The following is a 25,832-nucleotide window of genomic DNA, read 5'->3' as shown; positions in this document are numbered from 1 at the left end:
AGGGCCGCCGTGCTAGGGCCGCCCCGACGCACCGGCGGCGTCCCCCTGCCCGCGAAGCGAGAGCGGGGGCTGAGGGCCGCGGCTCCAAGCCTGCCTGCGCAGGCTTGGACGGCCCCGAAGGGCTGCCGCCTCTGGCGGCTGCACGGAGGCGCGAAGCGACTCAGGGAAGTGTTCTTCATCAATCCGGCGCGGCGCTGCTGGCGGCCATGCTCACCGTCACGCTGGTGGCCACCTTCGCGGCCACGGCCCTGTGGCAGCAGTGGCGCGCCATCGAGGTGGAGACCGCCGAGCGCGCGCGCATACAGTCGGCCTGGATCCTCATCGGCGCGCTGGACTGGTCGCGCCTGATCCTGCGCGAGGACTCCCTCGCGCAGGGCGGCGACGGCACGGACAACCTGAGCGAGCCCTGGGCCGTGCCGCTGGAGGAGGCGCGCCTGTTCACCTTCCTGGCCGCCACCGACAACGTGGCCCAGGTGGAAGACGCGAGCACCGACACCGCCAACGCCTTCCTGTCGGGCCAGATCACCGACCAGCAGGGCCTGCTGAACCTGCGCAACCTGGCGGGCGACAGGCAGGTGGACGCCACGGCGCTGCGCCAGTTCGCGCGCCTGTTCGACTACCTGGGCCTGCCGCGCGGGCAGCTCGACCTGCTGGCGCGCCAGATGCTGCGGGCCCAGGCCCAGGGCGGCGACGCCGGCACCGCGCCGCTGCTGCCGCAGAGCGTGTCCCAGCTCGGCTGGTGGGGGCTGCCGCAGCAGAGCGTGGCGGCGCTCGCGCCCTACGTCACGCTGCTGCCCGCGCGCACCACGGTCAACCTGAACACCGCCAGCGCCGTGGTGCTGTGGGCCAGCGCCGACGGGCTGGACATGGCCGACGCGCAGCGCCTGGTGCAGGCGCGCGAAAGCAGCCATTTCCGCAGCGAGGCCGACGCCGCCAAGCTCGTCGGCAAGACCGGCGCCATCGGCAGCGCCACCCACACGGTGGCGTCGAGCTACTTCGAGGTGCGCGGCCGCCTGCGCCTGGATTCGACTGTGGTCGAGGAGCGCTCCCTGGTCTTCAAGCAGCGCGGCGAGGCACGCACGCTGTGGCGCGAGCGCGGCGGCCTGGCAAGTGCTGCCGCCGCCACCGCGGGGCGCTGAGCGGCCAAGCCCCTGGCACGCCATCGGCGCCGCACCCAGACCCTAAAATGGCCCGCGAGACGCCTTCATGAGCACCCTTGTCCTAACACTGCCCCCGGGCCCGCAGGCGCCCGCCGCCGAATACAGCTACACGCTCACGGCCGACGGCCACAACGCCATCCGCCAGGCCTGCACCAGCGCCGCACTGCTGCCCGACCCGGGCCGCACCGGCGAGGTCGTGGCCGTGGTGCCCGCGCGCGCGCTGTCGTGGCAGCGCGTGACGCTGCCGCAGGGCGCGCTCGCCCAGGCGTCGCGCCTGCGCGCCATCCTCGAAGGCCTGCTCGAAGAGCACCTCCTCGAAGAACCCGCACGGCTGCACTTCGCGCTGCAGCCCGGCGCGCAGTCCGGCAGCCCGGCCTGGGTGGCCGTGTGCGACCGCGCCTGGCTGCACGAAGCCCTGCAGGCGCTGGAGGCTGCGGGCCGCCCCGTGGACCGCGTGGTGCCCGAATTCGCGCCCGGCCCCACGGCCAGCGGGCAGCAGGAATGCGAGGTGATCGGCGCGCCCGAGGATGCGCAGATCGTGCTCACCGCCCATGGGCCGGAGCAGGCCGTGGCCGTGCTGCCGCTGTCGGCCGCGCCGGCGCTCGCCGCCATGGCGCCCGCCGCCGAGGACGCGCCCCCCGTGCGCGCCGAACCGGCCGTGGCGGCCCTGGCCGAGCGCCTGCTGGGCCGCCCGGTGCAGATCCACACCGCCAGCCAGCGCGCGCTGGCCGCCGCGCGCGGCGACTGGGACCTGGCCCAGTTCGACCTGGCCAGCAGCGGGCGCACGCGCGCGCTGCGCAGGCTGGGCGCCGCCGCCAACGCCTTCGCGCGCGCGCCGCAGTGGCGCGCCGCGCGCTGGGGCCTGGGCCTGGCCGTGGCCGTGCAGCTCATAGGCCTGAACCTCTGGGCCTGGCAGGACCGCCAGGCGCTCGCGGCCAAGCAGGCCGGCGTGCGGGGCATCCTGACCCAGACCTTCCCGCGCATCCAGGCCGTCGTCGATGCGCCGGTGCAGATGGAGCGCGAGCTGGCCCTGCTGCGACAGGCGGCCGGCAGCATGGCCCGGCGCGACCTGGAGCCGCTCATGGCCGCCGCGGGCGCCGCCCTGCCCGCTGCGCGCCTGCCCGGCCAGATCGAATACGCGGGCGGCGAGCTGCTGCTGCGCGGCGTGGAGCTGCCCCCCGAAGAACTGGCGGCCGCGAACCAGCGCCTGGCCGCCGACGGCTACGCGGCCCGCGGCCAGGACGGCGCCCTGCTGCTGCGCCCACAGGAGCGCCCATGAGCACATCCCGCCCCCGCGCCCTGGCCGCGGCCCTGCGCACGCACTGGGCGGGCCTGGCCGCGCGCGAGCAGACCCTGGTGCTGATCGCCGCCGCCGTGCTGGGCCTGGCCCTGCTGTGGTGGCTGCTGCTGGCGCCCGCGCTGGCGCAGCTGCGCGCCTCGCCCGCGCGCCATGCCGCGCTGGACGCCGAGCTGCAGCGCATGCAGACCCTGCAGGCCGAGGCGCTGCGCCTGCGGGACATGCCGCGCGCCCAGGGCGGCGAGGCCCTGCGCGCGCTGCAAGGCGCGCTGGCGCAGCAGCTGGGCCCGGCCGCGCAGATGCACGTGGCCGGCGACCGCGCCACCGTCACGCTCAAGGGCGTGCCGCCCGAGGCGCTGGCGCAGTGGCTGGCCCAGGTGCGCAGCACGGCCCGCGCCGTGCCGGTGGAAGCGCGCCTGGTGCGCAGCGGCGCCGATGCTCCACGCTGGGACGGCACGCTGGTGCTGGCCCTGCCGGCAAGCTGAGCAGGCCTGGACGAATCCGCCGTGCCCCGCCGCCCGCCCTCCCGCTCCCCCATGGCCACGCCGCGCGCGCCCTGGCGCTGGGCCCTGGCCGGCCTGTGCCTGGGGGCGCTGCCGGCGCTCGCGCTGTGGGCGCCCGCGCGCTGGCTGGCGGCCGGCGTGCAGCAGGCCAGCGGCGGCCAGGTCCTGCTGGAGCAGGCGCGCGGCACGGTCTGGACGGGATCGGCCCGGCTGGTGCTGACGGGCGGCGCCGGCAGCGACGACCGGGCCGCCCTGCCGGGCCGGCTGGCGTGGCGGCTGCGCCCCGCATGGGGCGGCGTCCGGGCCGGCATCATGGCCGACTGCTGCACAGCCGAGCCGCTGGCGCTGCGCGCGGCCCTGGGCCTGGGCTCGGCGCGGGTGCAGGTGGCCGACGGCCGCAGCCAGTGGCCGGCCGCCGTGCTCGGCGGCCTGGGCACGCCCTGGAACACCGTGCAGCCGCAGGGAAGGCTGCAGCTGTCCACCCAGGGCCTGGCGCTGCAATGGAGCGACGGGCGCATGCAGCTGCAGGGCCAGGCGCAGCTCGACGCGCTGGGCATGTCCACGCGCCTGTCCACGCTGCGGCCCATGGGCAGCTACCGGCTAGTGCTGCAGGGCGGCCGGCACGGCGAGGCGCCCACGCTGCAGCTGTCCACGCTGGACGGCGCGCTGCTGCTCTCAGGCAGCGGCCAATGGGTGGGGCAGCGCCTGCGCTTCACCGGCGAAGCCCGCGCCGCGCCCGAGCGCGAGGCGGCGCTGGCCAATCTTCTGAATATCATCGGACGGCGCAGCGGCGCACGTTCCATCATCACCCTGGGGTGACCCTATGCCTTTCTTTTCCCGGCGCCAGCTGCGCACCGCTCTGCATTCGATAGCTGCCAGCGCTTTGCTGGTGTGCGCCACAGCCCAAATTCATGCTCAAACCACAAACCGGACGCATGCCGGCAGCGTGCGCCCGAGCGAGCCGGTGACGCTGAACTTCGCCAATGCAGACATCGAGGCCGTGGCCCGCACCATGGCCACCATCACCGGCAGGAACGTGGTGGTGGACCCGCGCGTGAAGGGCCAGCTGACCCTGGTCACCGAGAACGCCGTCACGCCCGCGGCAGCCTTCCAGCAGTTCCTGGCCGCGCTGCGCCTGCAGGGCTTCACGGTGGTCGAATCGGGCGGGCTGTACAAGGTGGTGCCCGAGGCCGACGCCAAGCTGCAGACCGGCACGGTGAGCGTGTCGCAGGGCGGCGCGGGCGGCACGCCGGCGGGCGGGCAGATGGTCACGCAGATCTTCAAGCTCAACTTCGAGAACGCCAACAACCTGGTGCCGGTGCTGCGCCCCCTGATCAGCCCCAACAACACCATCAACGTGAACCCCGGCAACAACTCGCTGGTGATCACCGACTATGCCGACAACCTGCAGCGCCTGGCGCGCATCATCGCGGCCATGGACGTGTCCAACGCCACCGACGTGGAGGTGATACCGCTGCAGCACGCCATCGCCTCCGACCTGGCGCCGCTCGTCTCGCGCCTGATCGAGGGCGCGGGCAGCACCAGTGCAGCGCCGGCCGCGGCCCAGGGCCAGACGGACACCTCGTTCAAGACCACGCTGCTGCCCGAGCCGCGCAGCAACGCGCTCATCGTGCGCGCGGCCAACCCGGCGCGGCTGGCGCTGGTGCGCTCGCTCGTGGCCCGGCTGGACCAGCCCGCGGCGCCGGGCAGCTCGGCGGCCAGCGGCAACATCCACGTGGTGTATTTGAAGAACGCCGACGCGGTGAAGCTGGCCGCCACGCTGCGCGCCGCGCTGCAGGCCGGCAACCTGGGCGCCGGCGCGGGCGCCTCCGCCAACGGAAGCAGCGGCACGGGACAAGGCGGCGGCCTCACGCAGACGGGCATCTCGGGCAACACGGGACAGAGCGGCCTGGCGATGAGCGGCACGGGCACCAGCGCCGGCGGCCTGGGCGCCGGCGCCAGCACGGGCCTGAACCGCAGCAGTGGCGGCACCGGCAACCAGCCCTCCACGGGCGGGCAGATCCAGGCCGACCCGACGACCAACTCGCTCATCATCAGCGCGCCCGAGCCGCAGTACCGCCAGCTGCGCGCCGTGATCGACAAGCTCGACGGCAAGCGCGCGCAGGTGCTCATCGAGAGCCTGATCGTCGAAGTCAGCGCCAACAAGGTGGCCGAGTTCGGCATCCAGTGGCAGACCGCCTTCGGCAACTACGGCAACGGCGCCGTGGGGGTGATCGGCACCAACTCCGGCGTCGCGGGCGGCAACATCATCGACCTGGCGGTGGCCGCGGCCACGGGCAACTACGCATCGCTCACCAGCAGCGCCGTCGGCAACGGCATGAACGTGGCCATCGCCCCGCGCATCAACGGCAAGTACTACCTGGGCGCGCTCGCCAACTTCCTGGAGAACACGGGCGACGCCAACGTGCTGTCCACGCCCAACCTGCTGACGCTGGACAACGAGGAGGCGCAGATCATCATCGGCAACAACGTGCCCTTCCCCACCGGCTCGTACGCCAACACCGGCGGCAGCGGCGGCGCCGTCAACCCCTTCACCACGGTGGAGCGCAAGGACGTGGGCCTGATGCTGCGCGTGCGCCCCACGATCAACGAGAACGGCACCGTCAAGCTCACGCTGTACCAGGAGGTGTCGAAGGTCAACGAGAGCACGCTCACCAACGTCAACGGCCCCTCGACGAGCAAGCGCTCCATCGAATCCACCGTGCTCGTGGACGACGGCAGCGTCATCGTGCTCGGCGGCCTGCTGGAAGACAGCTATTCGCTGAACCAGGACAAGGTGCCCGTGATGGGCGACCTGCCCGTGCTGGGAGCGCTGTTCCGCAACGAGAACCGGTCGCGCAAGAAGACCAACCTGATGGTCTTCCTGCGCCCCATGGTGATCCGCGACAACGCCACCAGCGACGCCCTGGTGATGGACCGCTACGAGGCCATACGCGCGCTGCAGCAGAACACCCAGCCCGCGCCCAGCACGGTGATGCGCGCCGTCTCCGACGCGCCCGTGCTGCCGCCGCTGCAGGGCGGCGCCGCCCCCGGCGCGGGCGCGCAGCGCGCGCCGCTGGCCCCGCTCGTGCCCAACCCGCCCGCGCCCGCGCGCGCCACGCCGGCGGCCACGAGCGGCGAGCTCTACAGCCCGCAATAAGGGCACAGGTATGCGCCACCCCCTGCCCTACGCCTTTGCACGCGGCAGCCAGCTGCTGCTGGAAGACGACGGCCAGCAGCTCGTGCTCTGGCACGGCCCCCAACCCGACGCCTGCGCGCTGTCCGAGGTGCTGCGCAAGCACGCCGTGCAGCAGTTCATGCCGCTCGATGCCGCGCAGCTGGCCCAGCGCATCAGCGCGGCCTACGCACAGAGCGAATCGAGCGCGGCCACCGTGGTCAGCGAGGTGGAGGAAGGCGCCGACCTCTCGCGCATGATGCAGGAGCTGCCCGCCGTGGAGGACCTGCTGGAATCGGCGGGCGACGCGCCCATCATCCGCATGCTCAACGCCCTGCTCACGCAGGCCGTGCGCGACGGCGCGAGCGACATCCACATCGAGCCCTACGAGCGCCATTCCAGCGTGCGCTTTCGCGTGGACGGCACGCTGCGCGAGGTGGTGCAGCCCAACCGCGCGCTGCACGCCGCGCTGATCTCGCGCCTGAAGATCATGGCCGACCTGGACATCGCCGAAAAGCGCCTGCCGCAGGACGGCCGCATCAGCCTGCGGCTGGGAACGCGCGCCATCGACGTGCGCGTCTCCACCCTGCCCAACGCCCACGGCGAGCGCGCCGTGCTGCGCCTGCTGGACAAGAGCGAAAGCAAGCTCAGCCTGGAATCCGTGGGCATGCAGGGCGGCGTGCTCGCGCGCTTCGAGCAGCTCATCGCGCAGCCGCACGGCATCATCCTCGTGACCGGGCCCACGGGCTCGGGCAAGACCACCACGCTGTATGCGGCGCTCGCGCGGCTCGACGCGAGCCGCAGCAACATCATGACGGTGGAAGACCCCATCGAGTACGAGCTGCCCGGCGTGGGGCAGACCCAGGTCAACGCCAGGATCGACCTGACCTTCGCCAAGGCCCTGCGCGCCATCCTGCGCCAGGATCCGGACGTGATCATGATCGGCGAGATCCGCGACTTCGAGACCGCGCAGATCGCCATCCAGGCCAGCCTGACCGGCCACCTCGTGCTGGCCACGCTGCACACCAACGACGCGGCCAGCGCCATCACGCGCCTGACCGACATGGGCGTGGAGCCGTTCCTGCTGTCCTCGTCGCTGCTGGGCGTGCTGGCCCAGCGCCTGGTGCGCAAGTACTGCGGCCACTGCCACGGCGGCGACCACGGCGCGGGCTGCGAGCACTGCGGCCACACGGGCTACGCGGGGCGCACGGGCGTGTTCGAGCTGCTCGTCGTGGACGACGCCATCCGCGCCCGGATCCACGGCCAGGCGGCCGAGGCCGACGTGCGCGCCCAGGCCCTGGCCGGCGGCATGACGCTGATGCGCGACGACGGCGAGCGGCTGATCGCCGCGGGCATCACCAGCCGCGAGGAAGTGCTGCGCGTGACGCGCGATTGACCGACGCCGCCGGCCTTCGGAGTCAGGGGGTATTCACGCTCTTGCCGCGCGCCGCGCGGCCGGGCGGCGCGTGCGCACCAGACCGCGCTGCAGCTCCTTGAGCAGCAGCACCACCTGGCGCGATGCATGCTGGCACGCCTTGTGGGCCTGCTCGGCCTGCAGGCTCTCGCCGGCCTCGGCATGCGTGATCAGCGCCGCGGCCTGCTGGTGGAAGAAGCGGTGGCGCCGCATGAGCATGTCGAACGCCGGCAAATGCCCCAGGGCGGCCCGGCCACTGCCGTACAGCCATTGGCCGAGCTCGGAACGGGCATCGTCCACCACGGCCTCGGGACGCAGCTGCTCGTCGCGCGCACCCTTGAGCACTTCGCCCAGCCAGGGCAGCCAGCGCTGGTGCGTCACGATGGCGGCATCGATGTCGAACTGCGCCATGAGCTTGTAGGCTTCCTCGTCGAACAGCACCAGCTCGCTGGCATTGCTGTCGGGCAGGCGCGTCCAGTCCGACGGCGCCTGCAGGCCATCAGCGCGCGGCTGGAACAATCGGCTGAAAAAACCCATATGGCGCCCACCACTGAAATCCGCGCAACCCCAGGCTGGCAGCCCGTGAAAGTTGCATTAAGTTACACACAGCAATATTGTATTGCAGGTTGATTATTGAGCACTTTCGGCTGATCGCGCACGCGCAACCGTCAACAATTCATTCCCGTGGCGCGGCGAAGGTTCCGGCAAACGCCCACAATCGCCGCCATGACGACGCAACCCTTGCTTTCCATGCTCGATCTGGTAGCCGTGCGCGAAGGCGGCACGGTGGCCCAGGCGCTCGAAATCGCCGTGCGCACGGCCCGGCATGCGGAATCGCTGGGTTTCACGCGCTACTGGCTGGCCGAGCACCACAACATGCCGGGCATCGCCAGCTCCGCCACGGCCGTGCTCGTGGGCCATGTCGCGGGCGCCACCCGTTCCATACGCGTGGGCTCGGGCGGCATCATGCTGCCCAACCATGCTCCGCTGGTGGTGGCCGAGGCCTTCGGCACGCTGGCCGAACTCTACCCCGGCCGCATCGACCTCGGGCTGGGGCGCGCGCCCGGCACCGACGGCACGACCATGCGCGCCCTGCGCCGCGACCGCGTCGAGACCGAGGCCGACTTCCCGCGCGACGTGGCCGAGCTGCAGCAGCTCCTGGCGCCCGCGCGGCCGGGCCAGCGCATCGTCGCCGTGCCGGGCGCGGGCACCCAGGTGCCCATCTGGCTGCTGGGCTCCAGCCTGTTTTCCGCCCAGCTGGCCGCCCACATGGGCCTGCCCTATGCGTTCGCATCGCACTTCGCACCGCGCCTGCTGCAGGCGGCCCTCGACCTCTACCGCCAGCTGTTCCGCCCCTCGGCGGTGCTCCAGCAGCCTTACGCGATGATCGGCGTGCCGGTCATCGCGGCGCCCACGGACGAGGAGGCCGAGTACCTGGCCAGCAGCACCTACCAGCGCGTGCTGGGCATCGTCACGGGCCAGCGCGGCCGGCTGCGCCCGCCGGTCGAGAACTACCTGCCCGGCCTGCCGCCGGCCGAGCGCGCGGCCATCGCCGACTTCCTCGCCGTGGGCGTGGTGGGCGGGCCGCAGACGGTGCGCGCCGGCCTGCGCGCGCTGGCCCAGGCCACGCGGGCCGACGAGTTCATGCTGGTCAGCGACGTGTTCGATCCCGAGCTGCGCCTGCGCTCGCTGGAGATCGCGGCGCAGGCCAACGCCTGACCCGGCCAGCGGCTACCATGGCGCCCTGACCGCCTCCCCCATCGCCGCCGAAGCCGCATGCCCGCCTATTCCTTCGAAGCCCTGGACCCGCAGGGCCATCTACGCCGCGGCACCCTGGATGCCGACAGCCCCAAGGCGGCGCGCAACATGCTGCGCGCGCAGGCGCTGGTGCCGCTGGACGTGGAGGCCCTGTCCCCCGATGCCGCGGCAGGCAGCGCGCCCACGCTGGCGCAGCGCCTGTTCACGCGCCCCGTGTTCAACGCCACGGAACTGGCGATCTGGACGCGCCAGCTCGCGGGCCTGGTCGGCGCGGGCCTGCCGCTGGAGCGCGCGCTCACGGCCCTGGCCGACGAGGCCGACGACGAGCGCCAGCACCACCTGGTGGCCGCGCTGCGCGCCGAGGTCAACGCCGGCAGCACCTTCGCGCGCGCCCTGGCCCGGCATCCGCGCGAGTTCTCCGACATCTACTGCGCCGTGATCGGCGCGGGCGAGGGCAGCGGAGCCTTGGGCCAGGTGCTCGACAGCCTGGCCGACGACCTGGAGGCCCGCCAGCAGCTGCGTGCCAAGCTCGTGGGCGCGGCGCTGTACCCGGCCATCGTCACCCTCGTGGCCATCGCCATCGTGCTGTTCCTCGTGGGCTACGTGGTGCCGCAGGTGGCCAGCGTGTTCGCGGGCAGCAAGCGCGCCCTGCCGCTGCTCACCGTCATCATGCTGGCCATCAGCGACTTCGTGCGCGGCTATGGCTGGGCGATGCTGGCAGCTTTTATTTTGATGGCTATTGGCGCCCGTGCAGCGCTGTCCAGGCCCCGTTTTCGTGAAAGATTCGACGCCGCCTGGCTCAGGCTGCCGCTGGTGGGCAAGCTGGCGCGCGGCTACAACGCGGCGCGCTTTGCCGGCACGCTGGCCATGCTGACGGGCGCGGGCGTGCCCATCCTGCGCGCCCTGCAGGCGGCGGCCGAAACGCTGAACAACCGCGCCCTGCGCGCCGACGCGCAGGAAGCCCTGGTACTGGTGCGCGAGGGCGCGCCGCTGGCCTCGGCGCTGGCGCAGAAGAAACGCTTTCCCGGCCTGGTGGCCATGTTCGCGCGCCTGGGCGAGCAGACCGGCCAGCTGCCCACCATGCTGGCCCGCGCCGCCAACCAGCTGGGCACCGAGGTGCAGCGCCGCGCCATGCAGCTGGCGACCATCCTGGAGCCGCTGCTCATCGTGACCATGGGCCTGGTGGTGATGCTCATCGTGCTGGCCGTGCTGCAGCCCATCATCGAGCTCAACCAATTCGTGAAGTAAGGCCATGGCCCTGACCCTGGACGACAAGCTCGTCGTCGCCATCTCCTCGCGCGCACTGTTCGACTTCGAGGAGGAGAACCGCATCTTCGAGCACGGCGACGACCGCGCCTACGTGGCCCTGCAGCTGGCGCGCCTGGACGTGCCCGCGCCGCCGGGCGTGGCCTTCTCGCTGGTGAGGAAGCTCCTGGCCTTCAACGGCGCCGGGCACCAGCGCGTGGAGGTGGTGCTGCTGTCGCGCAACGACCCGGTGAGCGGCATGCGCGTGTTCCGTTCCTGCCAGGCCCACGGCCTGCCCAGCGTGCAGCGCGGCGTGTTCACCCAGGGACGCGATCCATTCGGCTACCTGCGGCCGCTGGGCGCGCACCTGTTCCTGTCGGCCAACGAGAAGGACGTGCGCTCGGCCCTGCACCTGGGCTACCCCGCGGCGCGCGTGCTGACCGAATCGGTGCAGGCCGGCGACGCGCATCCGCACGAGGTGCGCATCGCCTTCGACGGCGACGCGGTGCTGTTCTCGGACGAGGCCGAACGCGTCTTTCAGGCCGAAGGCCTGGCCGCCTTCCAGCGCCACGAGCTGGACAAAGCCGCCCAGCCGCTGCCCGAGGGCCCCTTCAAGCCCCTGCTGGCCGCCCTGCACCGGCTGCAGCAGGCGGGCGGCGCGGACATGCGCATACGCACGGCCCTGGTCACGGCGCGCAGCGCGCCGGCGCACGAGCGCGCCATACGCACACTGATGGACTGGAACATCGCCGTGGACGAGGCCATGTTCCTGGGCGGCCTGCCCAAGGGGGAGTTCCTGCGCGAGTTCGAGCCCGACTTCTTCTTCGACGACCAGACGGGGCACGTGGACTCGGCCGCGCGCCATGTTCCGGCCGGCCATGTGAGCAGCGGCATCGCGAATGCCGCCGCGTAAAACTCACAGCCCGCCGGTGCGCTTGATCTTGGGGTCGGAATAGGTCGGCGACTGCTGGTCGTCCTTGACCTGCTGCGCCAGGCGCTCCTGCTGCGTGGTCTTGTTGATGTCCTGCGCCACGTCCACGGCGCTGGCGCTGGCGCGCCACATGGATTGGATGAAGTCCAGCATCACCTTGTACAGCGGCGGATCGGGAGGAGCCTCCTCGGCCTCCTTGGGCCTGTCCTTTTTCTCCAGCGGCAGGGTCCAGTCCCGGTTTTGCTCATCGGGGGCACTGGGCCTGGTGGGCTCGCGCACGATGGCACCCTCGCCCAGGCGGTCCATGGACTCGACCGGGTTGGCCGCGTTCACGGGCCGCACGGGAACGGCCCCTGAGGCGCCCGTGGAATACAAGTCGGCGCCCTGGGAACGCCACTGGGCGGTCGTGCGGTCTACAGGTGACAGTTGCATGGCGTGGGCTCCTCATGAGTGCGAAAGGGCGGCAGCCGCAGCTACCACCTCGTCGTACATCCATTACGGCAAAATGAGCCGGGAATTGAGGGGTTTTTTGCCGATTGCCATGCAGCACGCGCCAGGCAAGCGCCAGGCGCTATGAAATTTGCTACAAAAACCGCTCCAGCAGCTTGCGCGAGGCGCGGTCCAGCGCGGTGCTGTCGGGCACGTGGAAATGCAGGCCGTCGCTGGCCGCGATCAGCAGCTTGGTGCGGCCGGCCAGGCGGCGTATGTCTTCCTCGCCCTTGAGCACCAGTTGCGCGGGGCCGCGGTCGGTCTCCACCTGCCAGGTGCTGGGCGTGGAAAAGCTCGACACGCTGCGGATGTGGGTGATGGTGGGCACGAACTCGCGTGCGGCCAGCTCTTCGTCGACGAGCGCGCGCACGGCGGGCGCCAGATGGTCCAGGCGCGGTATCCAGGCAACCTCCTGGCCCTCGGCCGCGACCAGGGACAGGCCCTCCAGCGGCGCGGCGATCGGAAAGGCGCGCACGGGCGTCACGCCCACATGCTCGGTGCCGTCGGCCAGGCGCAGCACCAGGCGGCCATGGGGGTTGCGCCGCAGGTCCAGGGCGGCGGGTGCGGTAGTGGTGTTCATGGCTGTGTCCTGTTATGCACTCACTTGCCCGCCGGGTGGGCGCTGTGCTGGCGCGGGCTCTCTATGCGCACGCCGGCGGCCTCGGCGTCTTCCTCGGCGCGGCGCGCCTGGGCCTCGTACAGGCGCCAGTAGGCGCCCTGCTGCGCCATCAGCTCGTCGTGCGGGCCCACTTCCACGACCTCGCCGCGGTCCATGACCACGAGGCGGTCGGCCTTGCGCAGCGTGGACAGGCGGTGGGCGATGGCGATGGTGGTGCGGCCCTGCACGAGGTTGTCGAGCGCTTTCTGGATTTCCTTCTCGGTCTCGGTGTCCACGGCGGAGGTGGCTTCGTCCAGGATCAGGATGCGCGGGTCGATGAGCAGCGCGCGCGCGATGCTGATGCGCTGGCGCTCGCCGCCCGAGAGGCCCTGGCCGCGCTCGCCCACCAGGCTGTCGTAGCCGTGCGGCAGGCGCAGGATGAATTCGTGCGCGTGCGCGGCGCGCGCGGCGGCCACGATTTCCTCGCGCGTGGCGTCGGGCTTGCCGTAGGCGATGTTCTCGGCGATGGTGCCGAAGAACAGGAAGGGCTCCTGCAGCACCAGGCCGATGTGGCGGCGGAAATCGCTCACGGCCATGCGGCGGATGTCCACGCCATCGACCAGGATGGCGCCGTCGCTCACGTCGTAGAAGCGGCTGATGAGGTTCACCAGCGTGCTCTTGCCCGAGCCGCTGTGGCCCACGAGGCCGATCATCTCGCCTGGGCGGATGTCGAGGGACAGGTTCCTGATCACCGCGCGGCTGCCGTAGCGGAAACCCACGCCGCGCATTTCTATGGCGCCCTCCACCCTGTCCACGCGCACGGGGTTGGCGGGCTCGGGCACGTTGCTCACGTGGTCCAGGATGTCGAAGATGCGCTTGGCCCCGGCCGCGGCCTTCTGCGTGACGGAGACGATGCGGCTCATGGAGTCGAGCCGCGTGTAGAAGCGCCCGATGTAGGCGATGAAGGCCGCGAGCACGCCCACGGTGATCTGGTTCCTCGCCACGAGCCAGATGCCGAAGCCCCAGACCACGAGCAGGCCCACCTCGGTCATCAGCGACACGGTGGGCGCGAACAGGCTCCAGGTCTTGTTCAGGCGGTCGTTGACCTCCAGGTTGTGCTGGTTGGCGGCGCGAAAGCGCTGGGCCTCGCGCGATTCCTGGGCGAAGGCCTTGACCACGCGGATGCCGGGGATGGTGTCGGCCAGCACGTTGGTGACCTCGCTCCAGACGCGGTCGATCTTCTCGAAGCCGGTGCGCAGGCGGTCGCGCACGTTGTGGATCAGCCAGGCGATGAAGGGCAGCGGCACCAGCGTGACCAGGGCCAGCCAGGGGTTGATGGAGAACAGGATCACCGAAGTCATGACGATCATGAGCACGTCGGTGGCGAAATCCAGCGCGTTGAGCGAGAGGAAGACGTTGATGCGGTCGGTCTCGGAGCCTATGCGCGCCATCAGGTCGCCCGTGCGCTTGCTGCCGAAGTAGTCCAGCGACAGGCGCAGCAGGTGCTCGTAGGTGGTGGTGCGCAGGTCGGCGCCGATGCGCTCGGACACCAGCGCCAGGATGTAAGTGCGCGCCCACCCCAGGCCCCAGGCCAGCAGCGCCGCGCCCAGCAGGCCGCCCAGGTACATCAGCACCAGGTCGACGGGGATTTCCTTGCCGCTCTGGTAGGGGATCAGGATGTCGTCCATGAGCGGAATCGTCATGTACGGCGGCACCAGCGACGCGGCGGTGGAGGCCAGCGTGAGCCCGAAGCCCGCTGCCAGCTGCTTGCGGTAGGGCCGGGCGAAGCGCCACAGGCGCAGCAGCACCCAGGTCGAGGTGGCTGCGGGCTGCTGGCGCGCGCAGGCCGGGCATTCGTCGCTGTCGGGGGGCAGCGGCGTGCCGCACACGGCGCAGCGCGGCATGTCCTCCTCCTGGGGCGCGGCCACGGCCTGGGGGCTGCCCAGCAGTTCGGCCTGGCGCTCCAGGCGCTGCTGCAGGTGCAGCGCCTGGGGGTGGCGCCCCAGCGTGAAGCGCCACAGCGCCAGGCGCCGTTCGGCGTCGTGCAGTTCCAGCGTGCCCACGCCGCCATGGTCCAGCATGCGCAGCGCCATGCCCGGCACCAGCGGCCATTCCTGGGCCGCCACGCCGGTACCCCGCGCCAGCAGGCGCCGGTCGGTCAGCACCAGCAGGCCGGGCGCGAAGCGCAGCCCGGGCGTCAGGTCAACCTCGAAGGCGGCCTGCACGTTTTCGTCGGAAGCGAGCGCCGCTCGCAGGTCGGCTCCGAAGGGGCCGGGCAAGACACCCGAGGCGTCCACAGAATGATGATGTTGCATTTTGTTTTGTATGTCCGTCCCCACCGGGGCGGGGAGTTCGCGCGCGGGCCCGTGCCGGTGGCCGGCATTGTCGGCCGGCAAGGCCCCAGCCACGGCGGCGCGGCGGTATTCCCCAGTAACGCACGGCACCCGCCGGCGGCTGACACTGCCCGGGGCTGACGCCCCTGTTCCCGGCGCACAATCCATTCCCGAGCGCATCGCCCCACCCGCCCGACCGCGCGGGCACCCGAATCCTCCACGCTGCATTTCATGGCCACATTCAAAGATATCCAACTGCTGCGCACCACCTACCTGCGCGGCCCCAGTGTCTGGACCTACCGCCCCATCCTCGAGGTCTGGCTGGACCTGGGGGAGCTGGAGGACTATCCGTCCAACAAGCTGCCAGGCTTCAACGAGCGCCTGACGGCCTGGCTGCCCGACCTGGAGGAGCACACCTGCGGCGTGGGCGAGCGCGGCGGCTTCATCCAGCGCCTGACGGGCGGCACCTGGATGGGCCATGTGCTGGAGCACATCGTCATCGAGCTGCTGAACCTCTCGGGCATGCCGGCCGAGTTCGGCCAGACGCGCGAGATCTCCAGGCGCGGCGTGTACCGCATGGTGTTCCGCTGCCCCGAGGAGGCCGTGGCGCGCGTGGCCCTGGAGCACGGCCACCGGCTGCTCATGGCCGCCATCAACGACCAGCCGTTCGACCTGAAGGCCGCCATCCGGGCCATCAAGACGGCCATCAACGACCGCTACCTGGGCCCCAGCACCGGCTGCATCGTGGATGCGGCGAGCGAGCGCCGCATCCCCCACATCCGCCTGAACGACGGCAACCTGGTGCAGCTGGGCTACGGCGCGGCGCAGCGGCGCATCTGGACGGCAGAGAGCGACCAGACCAGCGCCATCGCCGAGGGCATCGCCCAGGACAAGGATTTCACCAAGCGCCTGCTGGCCGCCTGCGGCGTGCCCGTGCCCGAGGGCCGCATCGCCAAGAGCGCCGAGGAGGCCTGGGAAGTGGCCCAGGAGATCGGCTTTCCCGTCACCGTGAAGCCCTCGGACGGCAACCACGCGCGCGGCGTGACCCTGGAGCTCTCGCGCGAGGCCGACATCAAGGCCGCGTTCGCGCTGGCCGAACCCGAGGGCTCCGACGTCATCGTCGAGAAGTTCATCGACGGCGTGGAGCACCGCCTGCTGGTCGTGGGCGGCAAGCTGGTGGCCGCCACCAAGGGCGAGACCGTGAGCGTGCACGGCAACGGCCAGGCCACGCTGCGCGAGCTGGTCGCCGTGCTCAACCAGGACCCGCGCCGCGGCCCCGAGCAGGAGTACCCGCTGGACTGGATCAACCTGGAGGCGGGCGCCGTGCAGCTGGAGCTCAAGCGCCAGAACGTCACGCCTGACAGCGTGATCCCCCAGGGCCAGAGCGTGCTGTTGCAGCGCAACGGCAACATGGCCATCGACTGCACCGACGACGTGCACCCCGACGTGGCGTACTACGCCCAGCTCGCGGCAAAAATAGTGGGCCTGGACATCGCCGGCATGGACATGATCCTGAAGGACGTGTCCCAACCCATGCAGGGCCAGGGCGCCATCCTCGAGGTCAACGCCGGCCCCGGCCTGCTCATGCACCTCAAGCCCACCAGCGGCGCCCCGCGCCCCGTGGGCATGGCCATCGCCGACCACCTGTTCCCGCGCGAGGACGGCCCCGGCGCGGGCCGCATCCCGCTGGTAGGCATCGCGGGCACGCGCAACAATGCCTTCATCGCGCGCCTGGTCGGCTGGCTGCTGCAGCTGTCGGGCAGGCTCACGGGCGTGGCCAGCAGCGAGGGCATGTTCCTGGCCAACCGCCGCACGCAGAAGAGCGACACCGCCAACTGGGCCGGCGCCCACCGCCTGCTGACCAACCGCCTGGCCCAGGCCGCCGTGATCCAGACCACGGCCCGCTCCATCCTGGAGGAGGGCCTGGCCTACGACCGCTGCCTCGTCGGCGTGGTGACGGACATGGACGGCTACGAGAGCCTGGCCGACCACGACGTGCTGGAGCAGGCCAAGATGACGCGCGTGCTGCGCACCCAGATCGACGTGGTGCTCGACGAGGGCGCGGGCGTGCTCAATGCCGACATCGCCCAGGTCGCGGAGCTCAGCGCCCTGTGCGATGGCGAGGTGCTGCTGTACTCCACCGCAGCGGACAACCCGGCCATCGCGGCCCACCGCGCGAATACGGAAAACGGTGGCGAAGGCCGCGCCGTGTTCGTGCGCGGCGAGCAGGTCATCCTGGCCACGGGCGCCGGCGAGCGCGCGCTGGGCACGCTCGCGGCGCTGAGCCTGGCGGGCGGCCAGCGGCCCGACACGCCGGCGCTGCTCGCGGCCATCGCCGCAGCCTGGTCCATGGACATTGCCCCCGATCTGATCGCCGCAGGCATCAAGACCTTCGAATACCCGGGCGCCTGATTCGAAAACGATAGCTGTTACCGCTTACCCCACAAGCGCTATAGGCCTATTTGGCTCAATAAGAGAACACCATGCAGATCACCCGCATCCGCGCCCTGCGCGGCCCCAACCTCTGGACCCGCAGCACCGCCATGGAGGCCGTCGTGCACTGCGAGCCCCATGAGGGCGACTACTGCGCCCTGCCCGGCTTCGAGGATCGCCTGCGCGCGCGCTTCCCCAAGATCGGTGCGCTGCAGCCCCACGGCGCCGACCAGCGCCTGTCGCTGGCCCATGTGCTGGAGGTGGCGGCCCTGTCGCTGCAGGCGCAGGCCGGCTGCCCCGTCACCTTCAGCCGCACGCACGAGACCGTGGAGCCGGACACCTACCAGGTCGTGGTCGAATACACCGAGGAGGCCGTGGGCCGCTTGAGCCTGGAGCAGGCCGAGGCGCTGGTGCAGGCCGCGCTGGCCGACACCCCGTTCGACGCCAGCGCCGTGGTCGCCCAGTTGCGCGAGCTCGACGAGGACGAGCGCATCGGCCCCTCCACCGGCTCCATCGTCGATGCGGCCGTGGCGCGCGGCATTCCGTTCAGGCGCCTGACCAGCGGCTCGCTGGTGCAGCTCGGCTGGGGCTCCAAGGCACGCCGCATCCAGGCCGCCGAGCTGGATGTGACCAGCGCCGTGGCCGAATCCATCGCGCAGGACAAGGACCTGACCAAGCGCCTGCTGCACGCCGCCGGCGTGCCCGTGCCGCTGGGCCGCCCCGTGGCCGACGTGGAGGACGCCTGGAAAGTGGCCCAGGAAGTGGGCCTGCCCGTGGTGGTCAAGCCCCAGGACGGCAACCAGGGCAAGGGCGTGACCGTGAACATCACCACGCGCGTGCAGCTGGAGGCCGCCTACGCCACGGCGCAGGAGTTCGGCGACGAGGTGATGGTCGAGCGCTTCCTGCCCGGCCACGACTTCCGCCTGCTGGTGGTGGGCAACCATCTCGTGGCCGCCGCGCGCCGCGAGCCGCCCCAGGTGCTGGGCGACGGCGTGCACACTATTTCGCAGCTGGTGGACATCGTCAACCAGGACCCGCGCCGCGGCAGCGGCCACGGCACGGCGCTCACCAAGATCCGCCTCGACGACATCGCCATCGCGCGCATCGCCGCCGAGGGCCTGACGCCCGAGTCCGTGCCCGCCCAGGGCCAGCGCGTGGTGCTGCGCAACAACGCCAACCTGTCCACCGGCGGCAGCGCCACCGACGTGACGGACGACGTGCATCCCGAGATCGCCGCGCGCGCCGTGGAGGCCGCGCAGACCATCGGCCTGCACATCTGCGGCGTGGACGTGGTGTGCGAGACCATGCTCAAACCCCTGGAGGAGCAAAGCGGCGGCATCGTCGAGGTGAACGCCGCGCCCGGCCTGCGCATGCACCTGGCTCCCTCGTTCGGCCGCCCGCGCAACGTGGGCGTGCCCATGGTGGACGCGCTGTTCCCGCCGGGGCAGGACGGGCGCATCCCGCTCGTGGCCGTCACCGGCACCAACGGCAAGACCACCACCACGCGCCTGATCGCGCACCTGTTCACCGCGCACGGCTGGCGCACCGCCATGACCAACACCGACGGCGTGTACGTGGGCGGCCGCCAGATCGACAGCGGCGACTGCTCCGGCCCCAGGAGCGCGCGCAACGCCCTGGCCCACCCCGAGACCGACGCGGCCGTGCTCGAATGCGCGCGCGGCGGCCTGCTGCGCGAGGGCCTGGGCTTCGACCGCTGCCAGGTGGCCGTGGTCACCAACGTGGGCGAGGGCGACCACCTGGGCCTGAACTTCATCCACACGGTGGAGGACGTGGCCGTGCTCAAGCGCGTCATCGTGCAGAACGTGGCGCAGGACGGCTACGCCGTGCTCAACGCGGCCGACCCGCACGTGGCCGCCATGGCGACGAGCTGCCCCGGCAAGGTGATCTTCTTCGCCGCCGACCGCCACCACCCCGTCATGGCCACGCACCGCGCGCAGGGCAACCGCGTGGTCTACGTGGACGAGGGGCACATCGTCGCCGCCGAGGGCTCGTGGCGCGAAAGCGTCCCGCTGCGCGAGATCCCGATCACGCGCGGCGGCGCCATCGGCTTCCAGGTCGAGAACGCCATGGCCGCCATCGCCGCCGCCTGGGGCGTGGGCCTGCCGTGGCAGACCATACGCCGGGGCCTGGCCGGCTTCGTGAACGACAGCGACAACGCGCCCGGCCGCTTCAACGTCATGGACTACCGCGGCGCCACGCTGATCGCCGACTACGGCCACAACCCCGACGCCATCCGCGCGCTGGTGCAGGCCGTGGACGCCATGCCGGCCAGGCAGCGCAGCGTGGTCATCAGCGGCGCGGGCGACCGGCGCGACCAGGACATCATCGAGCAGACCCGGACCCTGGGCGCCGCGTTCGACGACGTGGTCCTGTACCAGGACGCCTGCCAGCGCGGCCGCGCCGACGGCGAGGTGCTGGCCCTGCTCCAGCAGGGCCTGGAGGACGCGCCGCGCACCCGCTACGTGACCGAGATCCACGGCGAGTTCGCCGCCATCGACCATGCGCTCGAACGCCTGCGGCCGGGCGACCTGTGCCTGGTGCTGGTGGACCAGGTGGAAGAGGCCCTGGCCCACCTGCAGCGCCGTTGCAACGAGGCCGCCGGCGCCGCGGCGGGGGCCTCCGCATGAGGACGCTGCGCGCCGCCTGCATGGCCGCCGCGGCCCTGCTCGCGGCCGGCACGTGCGCGGCGCAGTCCGACAAGATCGGCACGGTGGACACGGCCTTCCAGTGGATCGGCCGCGACCACGACATCATCGTCGAGGCCTATGACGACCCGCTCGTCGCGGGCGTGACCTGCTACGTCTCGCGCGCGCGCACCGGCGGCATCAAGGGCACGCTGGGCCTGGCCGAGGACCGCGCCGAGGCCTCGATCGCCTGCCGCCAGGTGGGCCCCATCGCGTTCGCCCTGCCGCTGAAAGCCCAGCAGGAAGTGTTCAGCGAGCGCATGTCCCTGCTGTTCAAGCGCCTGCGCGTGGTGCGCATGGTGGACGCCAAGCGCAACACCCTGGTCTACCTGAGCTATTCCGACAAGCTCATCGACGGCTCGCCGCAGAACAGCGTCACGGCCGTGCCCGTGGACCGGGCCACGCCGATTCCGCTGAAATAGGCCGCTTCAAGCCAAAACGGCCTGCAGCGCTTGTCCACCAAGCGCCGGCAGCTATCGATACGAGAGCGGACTCACACCTCCTGCGCCGCGATCCGGCGCAGCGCCTGCTCGAACACCTCGACCGGCTGGCCGCCCTGGATCAGGTGGCGCCCATCGACGATCACGGCCGGCACCGAGTGGATGCCGCGCTCCTGGTAGAAGGCCTCGCGCCCGCGCACGGCGCCGGCGTATTCGCCCGACTCCAGCACCGCGCGGGCGCGCGCCTCGTCCAGCCCCGCCTCGCGCACCAGGCGCAGCAGCACGGCGGGGTCGGAGGGATCCTCGGCATCGGTGAAGTAGCTCTTGAACAGCGCCTGCTTGAACGCCAGCTGCTGGCCGGCGGCGCCCTGCTCGCCCAGCCAGTGCAGCAGGCGGTGCGCGTCGAAGGTGTTGTGGATGCGCGTGCGCCGCGGGCTGAACACCACGCCCAGCGCGGCGCCGCGCGCGGCGATCTGCTGCTGCGTCTGGCGCAGCTGCTCGGGCGCGGCGCCGTACTTGGCGGCCAGGTGCTCCAACAGGTCCTCGCCCCCGGGCCCCATGCCGGGGTTGAGCTCGAAGGGCTGGAAATGCCAGTCGAGCAGCACCTGGCCCGACAGCCGCGCGGCCGCCTGCGTGAGCGCGGCCAGGCCGATGGCGCACCAGGGGCAGGCCACGTCGGAGACGAAGTCGATCTTCAGGGTGATGGGGGCGGCGGGGGTCGTCATGCGTGCTCCGGCGGCAAGCCGGCCTGGGTCAATCCGCGCCATTGTCGTGCAGCGGAGCGCCAACCGCTTGACACGGCATCCCGTCGGTACTCTGATAGGGCCCTGCATGCCACAGGCTGCATTCCCAGGAGCACACCATGCGCATCGAAGAGATGATTGCCGCCGTCCAGGCCCGTCTGGGCATCGAGGTCGACGGGAAGGCGGGCCCCCAGACCTGGGGCGCCATCTACGAGCGCCTGGTCGGCAAGAAGATCGATGGTCAGGCCCCTGAACAGGCCATCGCGCCGGTGGACCCGCGCAGCGAGAAGGTCATCGCCACGCTGCTGCCGCAGGTGCAGCCCATGGCCCGGGCGCTGGTGCAGAAGGCGGCTGCCTCGGGCATCGCCATCCGCGTCATCAGCGGCCTGCGGACCTACGAGGAGCAGGACGCGCTCTACGCCCAGGGCCGCACCGCCCCGGGCAGCGTGGTCACCAACGCCAGGGGTGGCTACTCCAACCACAACTTCGGCATCGCGTTCGACATCGGCGTGTTCGAGGGCAACCGCTACCTGGGCGACTCGCCGAAGTACAAGGCCGTCGGCGTGCTGGGCATGGACCTGGGCCTGGAGTGGGGCGGCAACTGGAAGACCATCGTCGACCAGCCCCACTACCAGCTGCGCCCCGCCTGGGCCGCGGACCTGAGCGAGCGGCAGATGCTGGCCGAGATGCGCGCGCGGCACGCATCGGGCAGCCCCGTCTTCGCGTAGTCCACCAGCCCCAGGAGCACCGCCATGGCCAGCCCGAATGCCCCCTTCTTCCCCATCATCTACGTGCGCGGCTACGCCATGACCGAGCGGGAGCAGGACGAGACCACGGCCGACCCCTTCTGCGGCTTCAACCTCGGCTCCACCGTGTACCGCGCCACGCCGGACAAGACCAAGCCCGCCAAGAAGTTCGTCTTCGAATCCCCCGTGCTGCGGCTGATGTCCGACTTCGGCTATGCCGACGTCTACGACAACGGCCTGGACATCATGGACGGCGAGTGGGAGGGCAGCGTCTCCTGCCGGTCCATCGTCATCTACCGCTACTACGAGCAGGCGTCGGCGCTGCTCGGAACCGGCAAGACGCCGGACATCTCCCAGTTCGCCCGGGGCCTGAGCGACCTGATCCTGCGCGTGCGCGACCTGGCCTGCGCCAACCCGGACAACCGGCTCGCGCCCGAGGACTTCCGCTGCCACCTCGTCGCGCACTCCATGGGCGGCCTGGTCTGCCGGGCGTTCCTGCAGAACCCCGACCTGGGCGACGACCAGGCCCGCGCCAGCGTGGACAAGGTCTTCACCTACGCCACGCCGCACAACGGCATCGACGTCGCCGGCATCAACGTGCCCGAGTGGCTCGGCGCCGCGGACATGAACAACTTCAACCGCGAGAACATGGCCAGGTACCTGAAGCTGGAGGCGCTGTACAAGAAGACCCAGCGCGTGGACTGGCTGCCCGAGGAGGCCTTCCCGTCCGAGCGCTTCTTCTGCATGATCGGCACCAACCGCGCGGACTACGGCGCGGCCCTGGGCCTGTCGCGGACCTTCGCCGGGCACGGCAGCGACGGGCTGGTGCGCATAGAGAACGCCTCGGTCTGGGGCGTGAACGCCAGGGGCAAGCTCTCCACCCCCTGCGCCACCGCCTACACCTACCGCTCGCACTCGGGCTACTTCGGCATCGTCAACAGCGAGGAGGCCTACCAGAACCTCACGCGCTTCCTGTTCGGCGACGTGCGCGTGGACATCTGGGTGGACATCGATTCGGTGCAGCTGCCGCCCGAGATCCAGGGCAAGGCCGTCAACGCGCTCTACCAGTTCGAACTGCTGGCCTCGCCCCGGGGCAAGCGCTGGTACCTGACGCGCAGGATGGCCGAGGAGGACTCCGTGGCCTGCCGCAGCCACCAGGACCTGATCGACCCGGCGAAGAAGGATGCCAGGAGCATCTACCTCTCCACCGTCTTCCTGGCCAACCGCGCCCGCGTGAACCCCGCGCGGCCCTCGCTGGCCTATGGCATGACGCTGGGTGTGCGCGTGCCCGACTACGAGGTGGAGCGCAAATTCTGGGCCGACACGCACTACGAGGGCGGCTACCTGTTCCGCGACACCGTGATCGTCGAGATGGTGCCGCCCCAGACGCCCGGAGACGCGTGGACGACCCGCTTCGGCTGGCAGAGCGACAACGTGGGCCACGCCACCGAGTCCCTGGCGTACAGGACGCTCAAGACCGGCAAGCAGGTGATGGCGATCGCCTTCGGCAACGGCGGCGCGCCCGGCATCTCCGGCCGGGTGCGTTTCGTGGTCTCGGCGTGGAACGCCGATCAATAGCCATAGAACTCCTCGCTGCGCACGTCGTCCTCGTCCACGCCCGCGTCGTCGACCAGGGTGCCGCGCATGGCCTCGACCAGGGCGGGCGGGCCCGACACGTAGAGGATGGGCGCGGGCAGCCCCTCGATGGCGCGCCGCACGAAGGCGCCGTCGATATGGCCCGTGGCGCCGTCCCACGCCTGCTGCGAACGCGCCATGCCGGTCATGGTGGCCACGAGGCGGAACTTCGGGTGGCGCTGCGCCAGCGCCTGCAGCTCGGCGAGGAAGGCCGCGTCCTCGGGGCGGCGGTTGGAGTACAGCAGCACCAGGCTCTGCCCGGAATGCTGCTCGGCGGCGTTGCGCAGCATGCTCATGAACGGCGTGATGCCGATGCCGCCGGCAACCAGCACGCCCGCGCGCTCGGCCTTCTTGTGCAGGATGAGCGAACCGAACGGGCCGTCGATGTCCAGGCTGGCGCCCAGCGGCAATGCGGCCAGGGCGCGCTTGAAGGCGCTGTCCCGCATGCGCGTGGCGAACACCAGCTCGGCCTCGTGCGGCGCGCTGACGATGGAGAACGCGTGGCGCCCATCCTCACCCTCCGCGCCGCCGGGCAGGATCACCTCCATCGCCTGGCCGGGGCGGAACTCGAACCCGGCGGGCTTCTCCAGGTGGAAGGCCATGGTGCCCTCTGCCACGGGCTGCCTGGCCTGGAGTTTGACGGTGTGGGTGGCCATGGTGCGTCCTCTCATCGGTGCCGTAGATGGCCGCCATGTTCCCGCATCGGCCCGGAACATGCCATGTACCCGCCTGCATGCACATGGCAGCGCCGTGGTTACAGCCAGGCGCGCAGCTCGGAACGGTCGCCGTGGACCAGGGCGCTGCGCTGCGGCAGTCATGCGATGCTCACGGGTGCCTTCGTATCGTTCAGCTATCACAAAAATAGCTGCTAGCGCTTGATGGGTAAGCGCTGGCATCCGTTTTTGCTCAAACTCTCGCCATGCCCGACCACCCCATCGACGATCTGTTCGGCGACGCGCCCGCGGTGCTGCCCCTGGGCGCGCAGGCGGTGCTGCTGCGCGGCTTTGCGCTGGCGCAGGCAGAGGCGCTGGTGCAGGGCGTGCGGCAAGTCGCCCTGCGCGCGCCGTGGCGCCGCATGCAGACGCCCGGCGGCAAGGCCATGTCGGTGGCCATGACGGGCTGCGGGCCGCTGTCGTGGGTCAGCGACCGGCGGGGCTACCGCTATGCCGGCCACGACCCGCTCACCGGCCGGCCCTGGCCCGCCATGCCCGCGGCCTTCGCGCGGCTGGCGCGGGCGGCGGCGCAGCAGGCGGGGTTTGCGCACTTCGCGCCAGACGCCTGCCTGGTCAACCGCTACGAGCCCGGCGCGCGCATGTCGCTGCACCAGGACCGCGATGAGCGCGACCTCGCCGCGCCCATCGTCTCGGTATCGCTGGGCCTGCCGGCCGTCTTCCTGTGGGGCGGCGCCACGCGCGGCGAGCGCGCGCTGCGCGTGCCGCTGCGCCACGGCGACGTGGTGGTCTGGGGCGGCGTGGACCGGCTGCGCTTTCACGGCGTACTGCCGGTGGCGCCGGGCGAGCACCCGGCCACGGGCAGCTGCCGCATCAACCTGACGCTGCGCAAGGCGCTTTGACGCGGCCCCATGCCGCACCGCGCAACAGGGCCAATGGCGCGGCGCCCGGCACACGAACCGGATACGCACTAAACTCCCTTGTTTGCTGCCGCGCAGGCGCGTGGCGGCATCACCCCAGCGCCGCACAGGGCATCGCTCCCTGCCCGCAGCCCAGGACACCATCCCCGGCAGCAGCGGCCCATTCCATCAGACGCTGGCGTTGCATGCCGGCGCCTTTCACGGGCGGTGTCCCATCGCCCATCCTGCGCCGGGGCTGCCGGCGCATCCGTTGTGTGCATTGCACACAGATCCCGAGCGAACACGGGCAGCAGCCGGCCGCCGGCCGCGCCTGCCATCACTCGCCCTTGACGAAAAGGAGTCCCATGTCCAACAAAGAAGAACTGATCGAGATGCAAGGCAAGGTGGATGAGGTGCTGCCCGACGCGCGCTTTCGCGTCACCCTCGACAACGGCCACCAGCTCGTCGCCTACTCGGGCGGCAAGATGCGCAAGCACCGTATCCGCGTGCTGGCGGGCGACACGGTGTCGCTGGAGATGTCGCCCTACGACCTGAGCAAGGGCCGCATCACCTTCCGCCACCTGCCCCCACGCGCGGGCGGCGCTCCGCGCGCTCCGGCGCGTCCGCGCCGCTGAAAGGCCCCGCCCTGCAATGGGC

General features: G+C 71.4%; 22 protein-coding genes. 16 read left to right on the top strand and 6 right to left on the bottom strand.

Features of this window, described 5'->3' with window-relative positions:
* The first annotated feature begins 131 nt into the window (after window positions 1-131).
* From gspK to ACX12L_RS05790, 6 genes are all read left to right on the top strand, one after another.
* Window positions 132-1,139 carry a type II secretion system minor pseudopilin GspK gene (gene gspK, locus ACX12L_RS05815; protein ID WP_459261936.1) on the top strand — a complete coding sequence of 336 codons (1,008 nt, stop codon included), beginning with the start codon at window positions 132-134 and terminating at the stop codon, window positions 1,137-1,139.
* Between the two features lie 67 nt (window positions 1,140-1,206).
* Window positions 1,207-2,439: a type II secretion system protein GspL gene (gene gspL, locus ACX12L_RS05810; RefSeq protein WP_459261741.1), complete on the top strand. Its 1,233-nt coding sequence runs from the start codon at window positions 1,207-1,209 to the stop codon at window positions 2,437-2,439.
* Complete coding sequence (gene gspM / locus ACX12L_RS05805; RefSeq protein ID WP_459261740.1) at window positions 2,436-2,942, top strand: type II secretion system protein GspM; 507 nt, start codon at window positions 2,436-2,438, stop codon at window positions 2,940-2,942. Before gspL ends, gspM begins: the two co-directional genes overlap by 4 nt.
* Before the next feature lie 51 nt (window positions 2,943-2,993).
* Window positions 2,994-3,779 (top strand): type II secretion system protein N, encoded by a 786-nt coding sequence (gene gspN, locus ACX12L_RS05800; protein WP_459261935.1) that lies wholly within the window; start codon window positions 2,994-2,996, stop codon window positions 3,777-3,779.
* A 4-nt stretch (window positions 3,780-3,783) separates the two neighbouring features.
* Window positions 3,784-6,120 (top strand): type II secretion system secretin GspD, encoded by a 2,337-nt coding sequence (gene gspD / locus ACX12L_RS05795; RefSeq protein ID WP_459261739.1) that lies wholly within the window; start codon window positions 3,784-3,786, stop codon window positions 6,118-6,120.
* A gap of 10 nt (window positions 6,121-6,130) precedes the next feature.
* Window positions 6,131-7,531 (top strand): GspE/PulE family protein, encoded by a 1,401-nt coding sequence (locus tag ACX12L_RS05790; RefSeq protein ID WP_459261738.1) that lies wholly within the window; start codon window positions 6,131-6,133, stop codon window positions 7,529-7,531.
* Window positions 7,532-7,564: 33 nt separating this feature from the next.
* Here the strand turns inward: ACX12L_RS05790 and ACX12L_RS05785 are convergent, their stop codons facing one another.
* Window positions 7,565-8,086 (bottom strand): CZB domain-containing protein, encoded by a 522-nt coding sequence (locus tag ACX12L_RS05785; protein ID WP_459261737.1) that lies wholly within the window; start codon window positions 8,084-8,086, stop codon window positions 7,565-7,567.
* A 189-nt stretch (window positions 8,087-8,275) separates the two neighbouring features.
* On the opposite strand from ACX12L_RS05785, the gene ACX12L_RS05780 reads away from it, so the two are divergent.
* The 3 genes from ACX12L_RS05780 to ACX12L_RS05770 are packed head-to-tail and all read left to right on the top strand — an operon-like array spanning window position 8,276 to window position 11,465.
* A complete protein-coding gene (locus ACX12L_RS05780; RefSeq protein WP_459261736.1) occupies window positions 8,276-9,268 on the top strand; it encodes an LLM class flavin-dependent oxidoreductase in 993 nt (330 codons plus the stop codon).
* A 57-nt stretch (window positions 9,269-9,325) separates the two neighbouring features.
* Window positions 9,326-10,555 carry a type II secretion system inner membrane protein GspF gene (gene gspF / locus ACX12L_RS05775; RefSeq protein ID WP_459261735.1) on the top strand — a complete coding sequence of 410 codons (1,230 nt, stop codon included), beginning with the start codon at window positions 9,326-9,328 and terminating at the stop codon, window positions 10,553-10,555.
* 4 nt (window positions 10,556-10,559) lie between these two features.
* Window positions 10,560-11,465, top strand: a complete 906-nt coding sequence (locus ACX12L_RS05770; RefSeq protein ID WP_459261734.1) for a 5'-nucleotidase — start codon at window positions 10,560-10,562, stop codon at window positions 11,463-11,465.
* Between the two features lie 3 nt (window positions 11,466-11,468).
* Here the strand turns inward: ACX12L_RS05770 and ACX12L_RS05765 are convergent, their stop codons facing one another.
* The 3 genes from ACX12L_RS05765 to ACX12L_RS05755 all read right to left on the bottom strand — a co-directional run bounded on the left by ACX12L_RS05765 (window position 11,469) and on the right by ACX12L_RS05755 (window position 14,885).
* Window positions 11,469-11,915, bottom strand: a complete 447-nt coding sequence (locus ACX12L_RS05765) for a hypothetical protein (RefSeq protein WP_459261733.1) — start codon at window positions 11,913-11,915, stop codon at window positions 11,469-11,471.
* A gap of 151 nt (window positions 11,916-12,066) precedes the next feature.
* Window positions 12,067-12,552: a cyanophycin metabolism-associated DUF1854 family protein gene (locus ACX12L_RS05760; RefSeq protein ID WP_459261732.1), complete on the bottom strand. Its 486-nt coding sequence runs from the start codon at window positions 12,550-12,552 to the stop codon at window positions 12,067-12,069.
* Window positions 12,553-12,572: 20 nt separating this feature from the next.
* Entirely contained in the window at window positions 12,573-14,885 is a 2,313-nt protein-coding gene (locus ACX12L_RS05755) for a cyanophycin metabolism-associated ABC transporter (RefSeq protein ID WP_459261731.1), read from the bottom strand.
* A 249-nt stretch (window positions 14,886-15,134) separates the two neighbouring features.
* Here ACX12L_RS05755 and ACX12L_RS05750 point away from each other — a divergent pair, with 249 nt between their 5' ends.
* The 3 genes from ACX12L_RS05750 to ACX12L_RS05740 all read left to right on the top strand — a co-directional run bounded on the left by ACX12L_RS05750 (window position 15,135) and on the right by ACX12L_RS05740 (window position 20,463).
* On the top strand, window positions 15,135-17,315 hold the full coding sequence (locus tag ACX12L_RS05750; protein ID WP_459261730.1) for a cyanophycin synthetase: 2,181 nt from the start codon (window positions 15,135-15,137) through the stop codon (window positions 17,313-17,315).
* Window positions 17,316-17,386: 71 nt separating this feature from the next.
* The gene (cphA, locus tag ACX12L_RS05745; protein ID WP_459261729.1) at window positions 17,387-19,984 is read left to right on the top strand and encodes a cyanophycin synthetase; all 2,598 of its coding nucleotides are present in this window, start codon (window positions 17,387-17,389) and stop codon (window positions 19,982-19,984) included.
* Complete coding sequence (locus ACX12L_RS05740; RefSeq protein WP_459261728.1) at window positions 19,981-20,463, top strand: CreA family protein; 483 nt, start codon at window positions 19,981-19,983, stop codon at window positions 20,461-20,463. Before cphA ends, ACX12L_RS05740 begins: the two co-directional genes overlap by 4 nt.
* A 71-nt stretch (window positions 20,464-20,534) precedes the next feature.
* On the opposite strand, the gene ACX12L_RS05735 is transcribed toward ACX12L_RS05740, so the two are convergent.
* On the bottom strand, window positions 20,535-21,206 hold the full coding sequence (locus ACX12L_RS05735; protein ID WP_459261727.1) for a DsbA family oxidoreductase: 672 nt from the start codon (window positions 21,204-21,206) through the stop codon (window positions 20,535-20,537).
* Window positions 21,207-21,343: 137 nt separating this feature from the next.
* Between ACX12L_RS05735 and ACX12L_RS05730 the strand changes: the two genes are divergently transcribed.
* Window positions 21,344-21,952: a M15 family metallopeptidase gene (locus ACX12L_RS05730; RefSeq protein WP_013517671.1), complete on the top strand. Its 609-nt coding sequence runs from the start codon at window positions 21,344-21,346 to the stop codon at window positions 21,950-21,952.
* Between the two features lie 24 nt (window positions 21,953-21,976).
* Window positions 21,977-23,548: an esterase/lipase family protein gene (locus ACX12L_RS05725; RefSeq protein WP_459261726.1), complete on the top strand. Its 1,572-nt coding sequence runs from the start codon at window positions 21,977-21,979 to the stop codon at window positions 23,546-23,548.
* On the opposite strand, the gene ACX12L_RS05720 is transcribed toward ACX12L_RS05725, so the two are convergent.
* Complete coding sequence (locus ACX12L_RS05720; RefSeq protein WP_459261725.1) at window positions 23,542-24,261, bottom strand: ferredoxin--NADP reductase; 720 nt, start codon at window positions 24,259-24,261, stop codon at window positions 23,542-23,544. The two genes, ACX12L_RS05725 and ACX12L_RS05720, sit on opposite strands and share 7 nt — an antisense overlap.
* A gap of 263 nt (window positions 24,262-24,524) precedes the next feature.
* Between ACX12L_RS05720 and alkB the strand changes: the two genes are divergently transcribed.
* Window positions 24,525-25,178 (top strand): DNA oxidative demethylase AlkB, encoded by a 654-nt coding sequence (alkB, locus tag ACX12L_RS05715; protein ID WP_459261724.1) that lies wholly within the window; start codon window positions 24,525-24,527, stop codon window positions 25,176-25,178.
* 362 nt (window positions 25,179-25,540) lie between these two features.
* Window positions 25,541-25,810, top strand: a complete 270-nt coding sequence (gene infA / locus ACX12L_RS05710; protein WP_459261723.1) for a translation initiation factor IF-1 — start codon at window positions 25,541-25,543, stop codon at window positions 25,808-25,810.
* Window positions 25,811-25,832: the final 22 nt, after the last annotated feature.

It is taken from the genome of Alicycliphilus sp. T452 (assembly GCF_054512775.1).
This window is presented reverse-complemented; position numbering and strand designations above follow the sequence as displayed.

Excerpts from the sequence above, each read along its gene's own strand:
- gspL (WP_459261741.1), top strand. The coding sequence starts at position 1,207 with ATGAGCACCCTTGTCCTAACACTGCCCCCGGGCCCGCAGGCGCCCGCC.
- gspM (WP_459261740.1), top strand. The coding sequence starts at position 2,436 with ATGAGCACATCCCGCCCCCGCGCCCTGGCCGCGGCCCTGCGCACGCAC.
- gspN (WP_459261935.1), top strand. The coding sequence starts at position 2,994 with ATGGCCACGCCGCGCGCGCCCTGGCGCTGGGCCCTGGCCGGCCTGTGC.
- gspD (WP_459261739.1), top strand. The coding sequence starts at position 3,784 with ATGCCTTTCTTTTCCCGGCGCCAGCTGCGCACCGCTCTGCATTCGATA.
- ACX12L_RS05790 (WP_459261738.1), top strand. The coding sequence starts at position 6,131 with ATGCGCCACCCCCTGCCCTACGCCTTTGCACGCGGCAGCCAGCTGCTG.
- ACX12L_RS05785 (WP_459261737.1), bottom strand. The coding sequence starts at position 8,086 with ATGGGTTTTTTCAGCCGATTGTTCCAGCCGCGCGCTGATGGCCTGCAG.
- ACX12L_RS05780 (WP_459261736.1), top strand. The coding sequence starts at position 8,276 with ATGACGACGCAACCCTTGCTTTCCATGCTCGATCTGGTAGCCGTGCGC.
- gspF (WP_459261735.1), top strand. The coding sequence starts at position 9,326 with ATGCCCGCCTATTCCTTCGAAGCCCTGGACCCGCAGGGCCATCTACGC.
- ACX12L_RS05770 (WP_459261734.1), top strand. The coding sequence starts at position 10,560 with ATGGCCCTGACCCTGGACGACAAGCTCGTCGTCGCCATCTCCTCGCGC.
- ACX12L_RS05765 (WP_459261733.1), bottom strand. The coding sequence starts at position 11,915 with ATGCAACTGTCACCTGTAGACCGCACGACCGCCCAGTGGCGTTCCCAG.
- ACX12L_RS05760 (WP_459261732.1), bottom strand. The coding sequence starts at position 12,552 with ATGAACACCACTACCGCACCCGCCGCCCTGGACCTGCGGCGCAACCCC.
- ACX12L_RS05755 (WP_459261731.1), bottom strand. The coding sequence starts at position 14,885 with ATGCAACATCATCATTCTGTGGACGCCTCGGGTGTCTTGCCCGGCCCC.
- ACX12L_RS05750 (WP_459261730.1), top strand. The coding sequence starts at position 15,135 with ATGGCCACATTCAAAGATATCCAACTGCTGCGCACCACCTACCTGCGC.
- cphA (WP_459261729.1), top strand. The coding sequence starts at position 17,387 with ATGCAGATCACCCGCATCCGCGCCCTGCGCGGCCCCAACCTCTGGACC.
- ACX12L_RS05740 (WP_459261728.1), top strand. The coding sequence starts at position 19,981 with ATGAGGACGCTGCGCGCCGCCTGCATGGCCGCCGCGGCCCTGCTCGCG.
- ACX12L_RS05735 (WP_459261727.1), bottom strand. The coding sequence starts at position 21,206 with ATGACGACCCCCGCCGCCCCCATCACCCTGAAGATCGACTTCGTCTCC.
- ACX12L_RS05730 (WP_013517671.1), top strand. The coding sequence starts at position 21,344 with ATGCGCATCGAAGAGATGATTGCCGCCGTCCAGGCCCGTCTGGGCATC.
- ACX12L_RS05725 (WP_459261726.1), top strand. The coding sequence starts at position 21,977 with ATGGCCAGCCCGAATGCCCCCTTCTTCCCCATCATCTACGTGCGCGGC.
- ACX12L_RS05720 (WP_459261725.1), bottom strand. The coding sequence starts at position 24,261 with ATGGCCACCCACACCGTCAAACTCCAGGCCAGGCAGCCCGTGGCAGAG.
- alkB (WP_459261724.1), top strand. The coding sequence starts at position 24,525 with ATGCCCGACCACCCCATCGACGATCTGTTCGGCGACGCGCCCGCGGTG.
- infA (WP_459261723.1), top strand. The coding sequence starts at position 25,541 with ATGTCCAACAAAGAAGAACTGATCGAGATGCAAGGCAAGGTGGATGAG.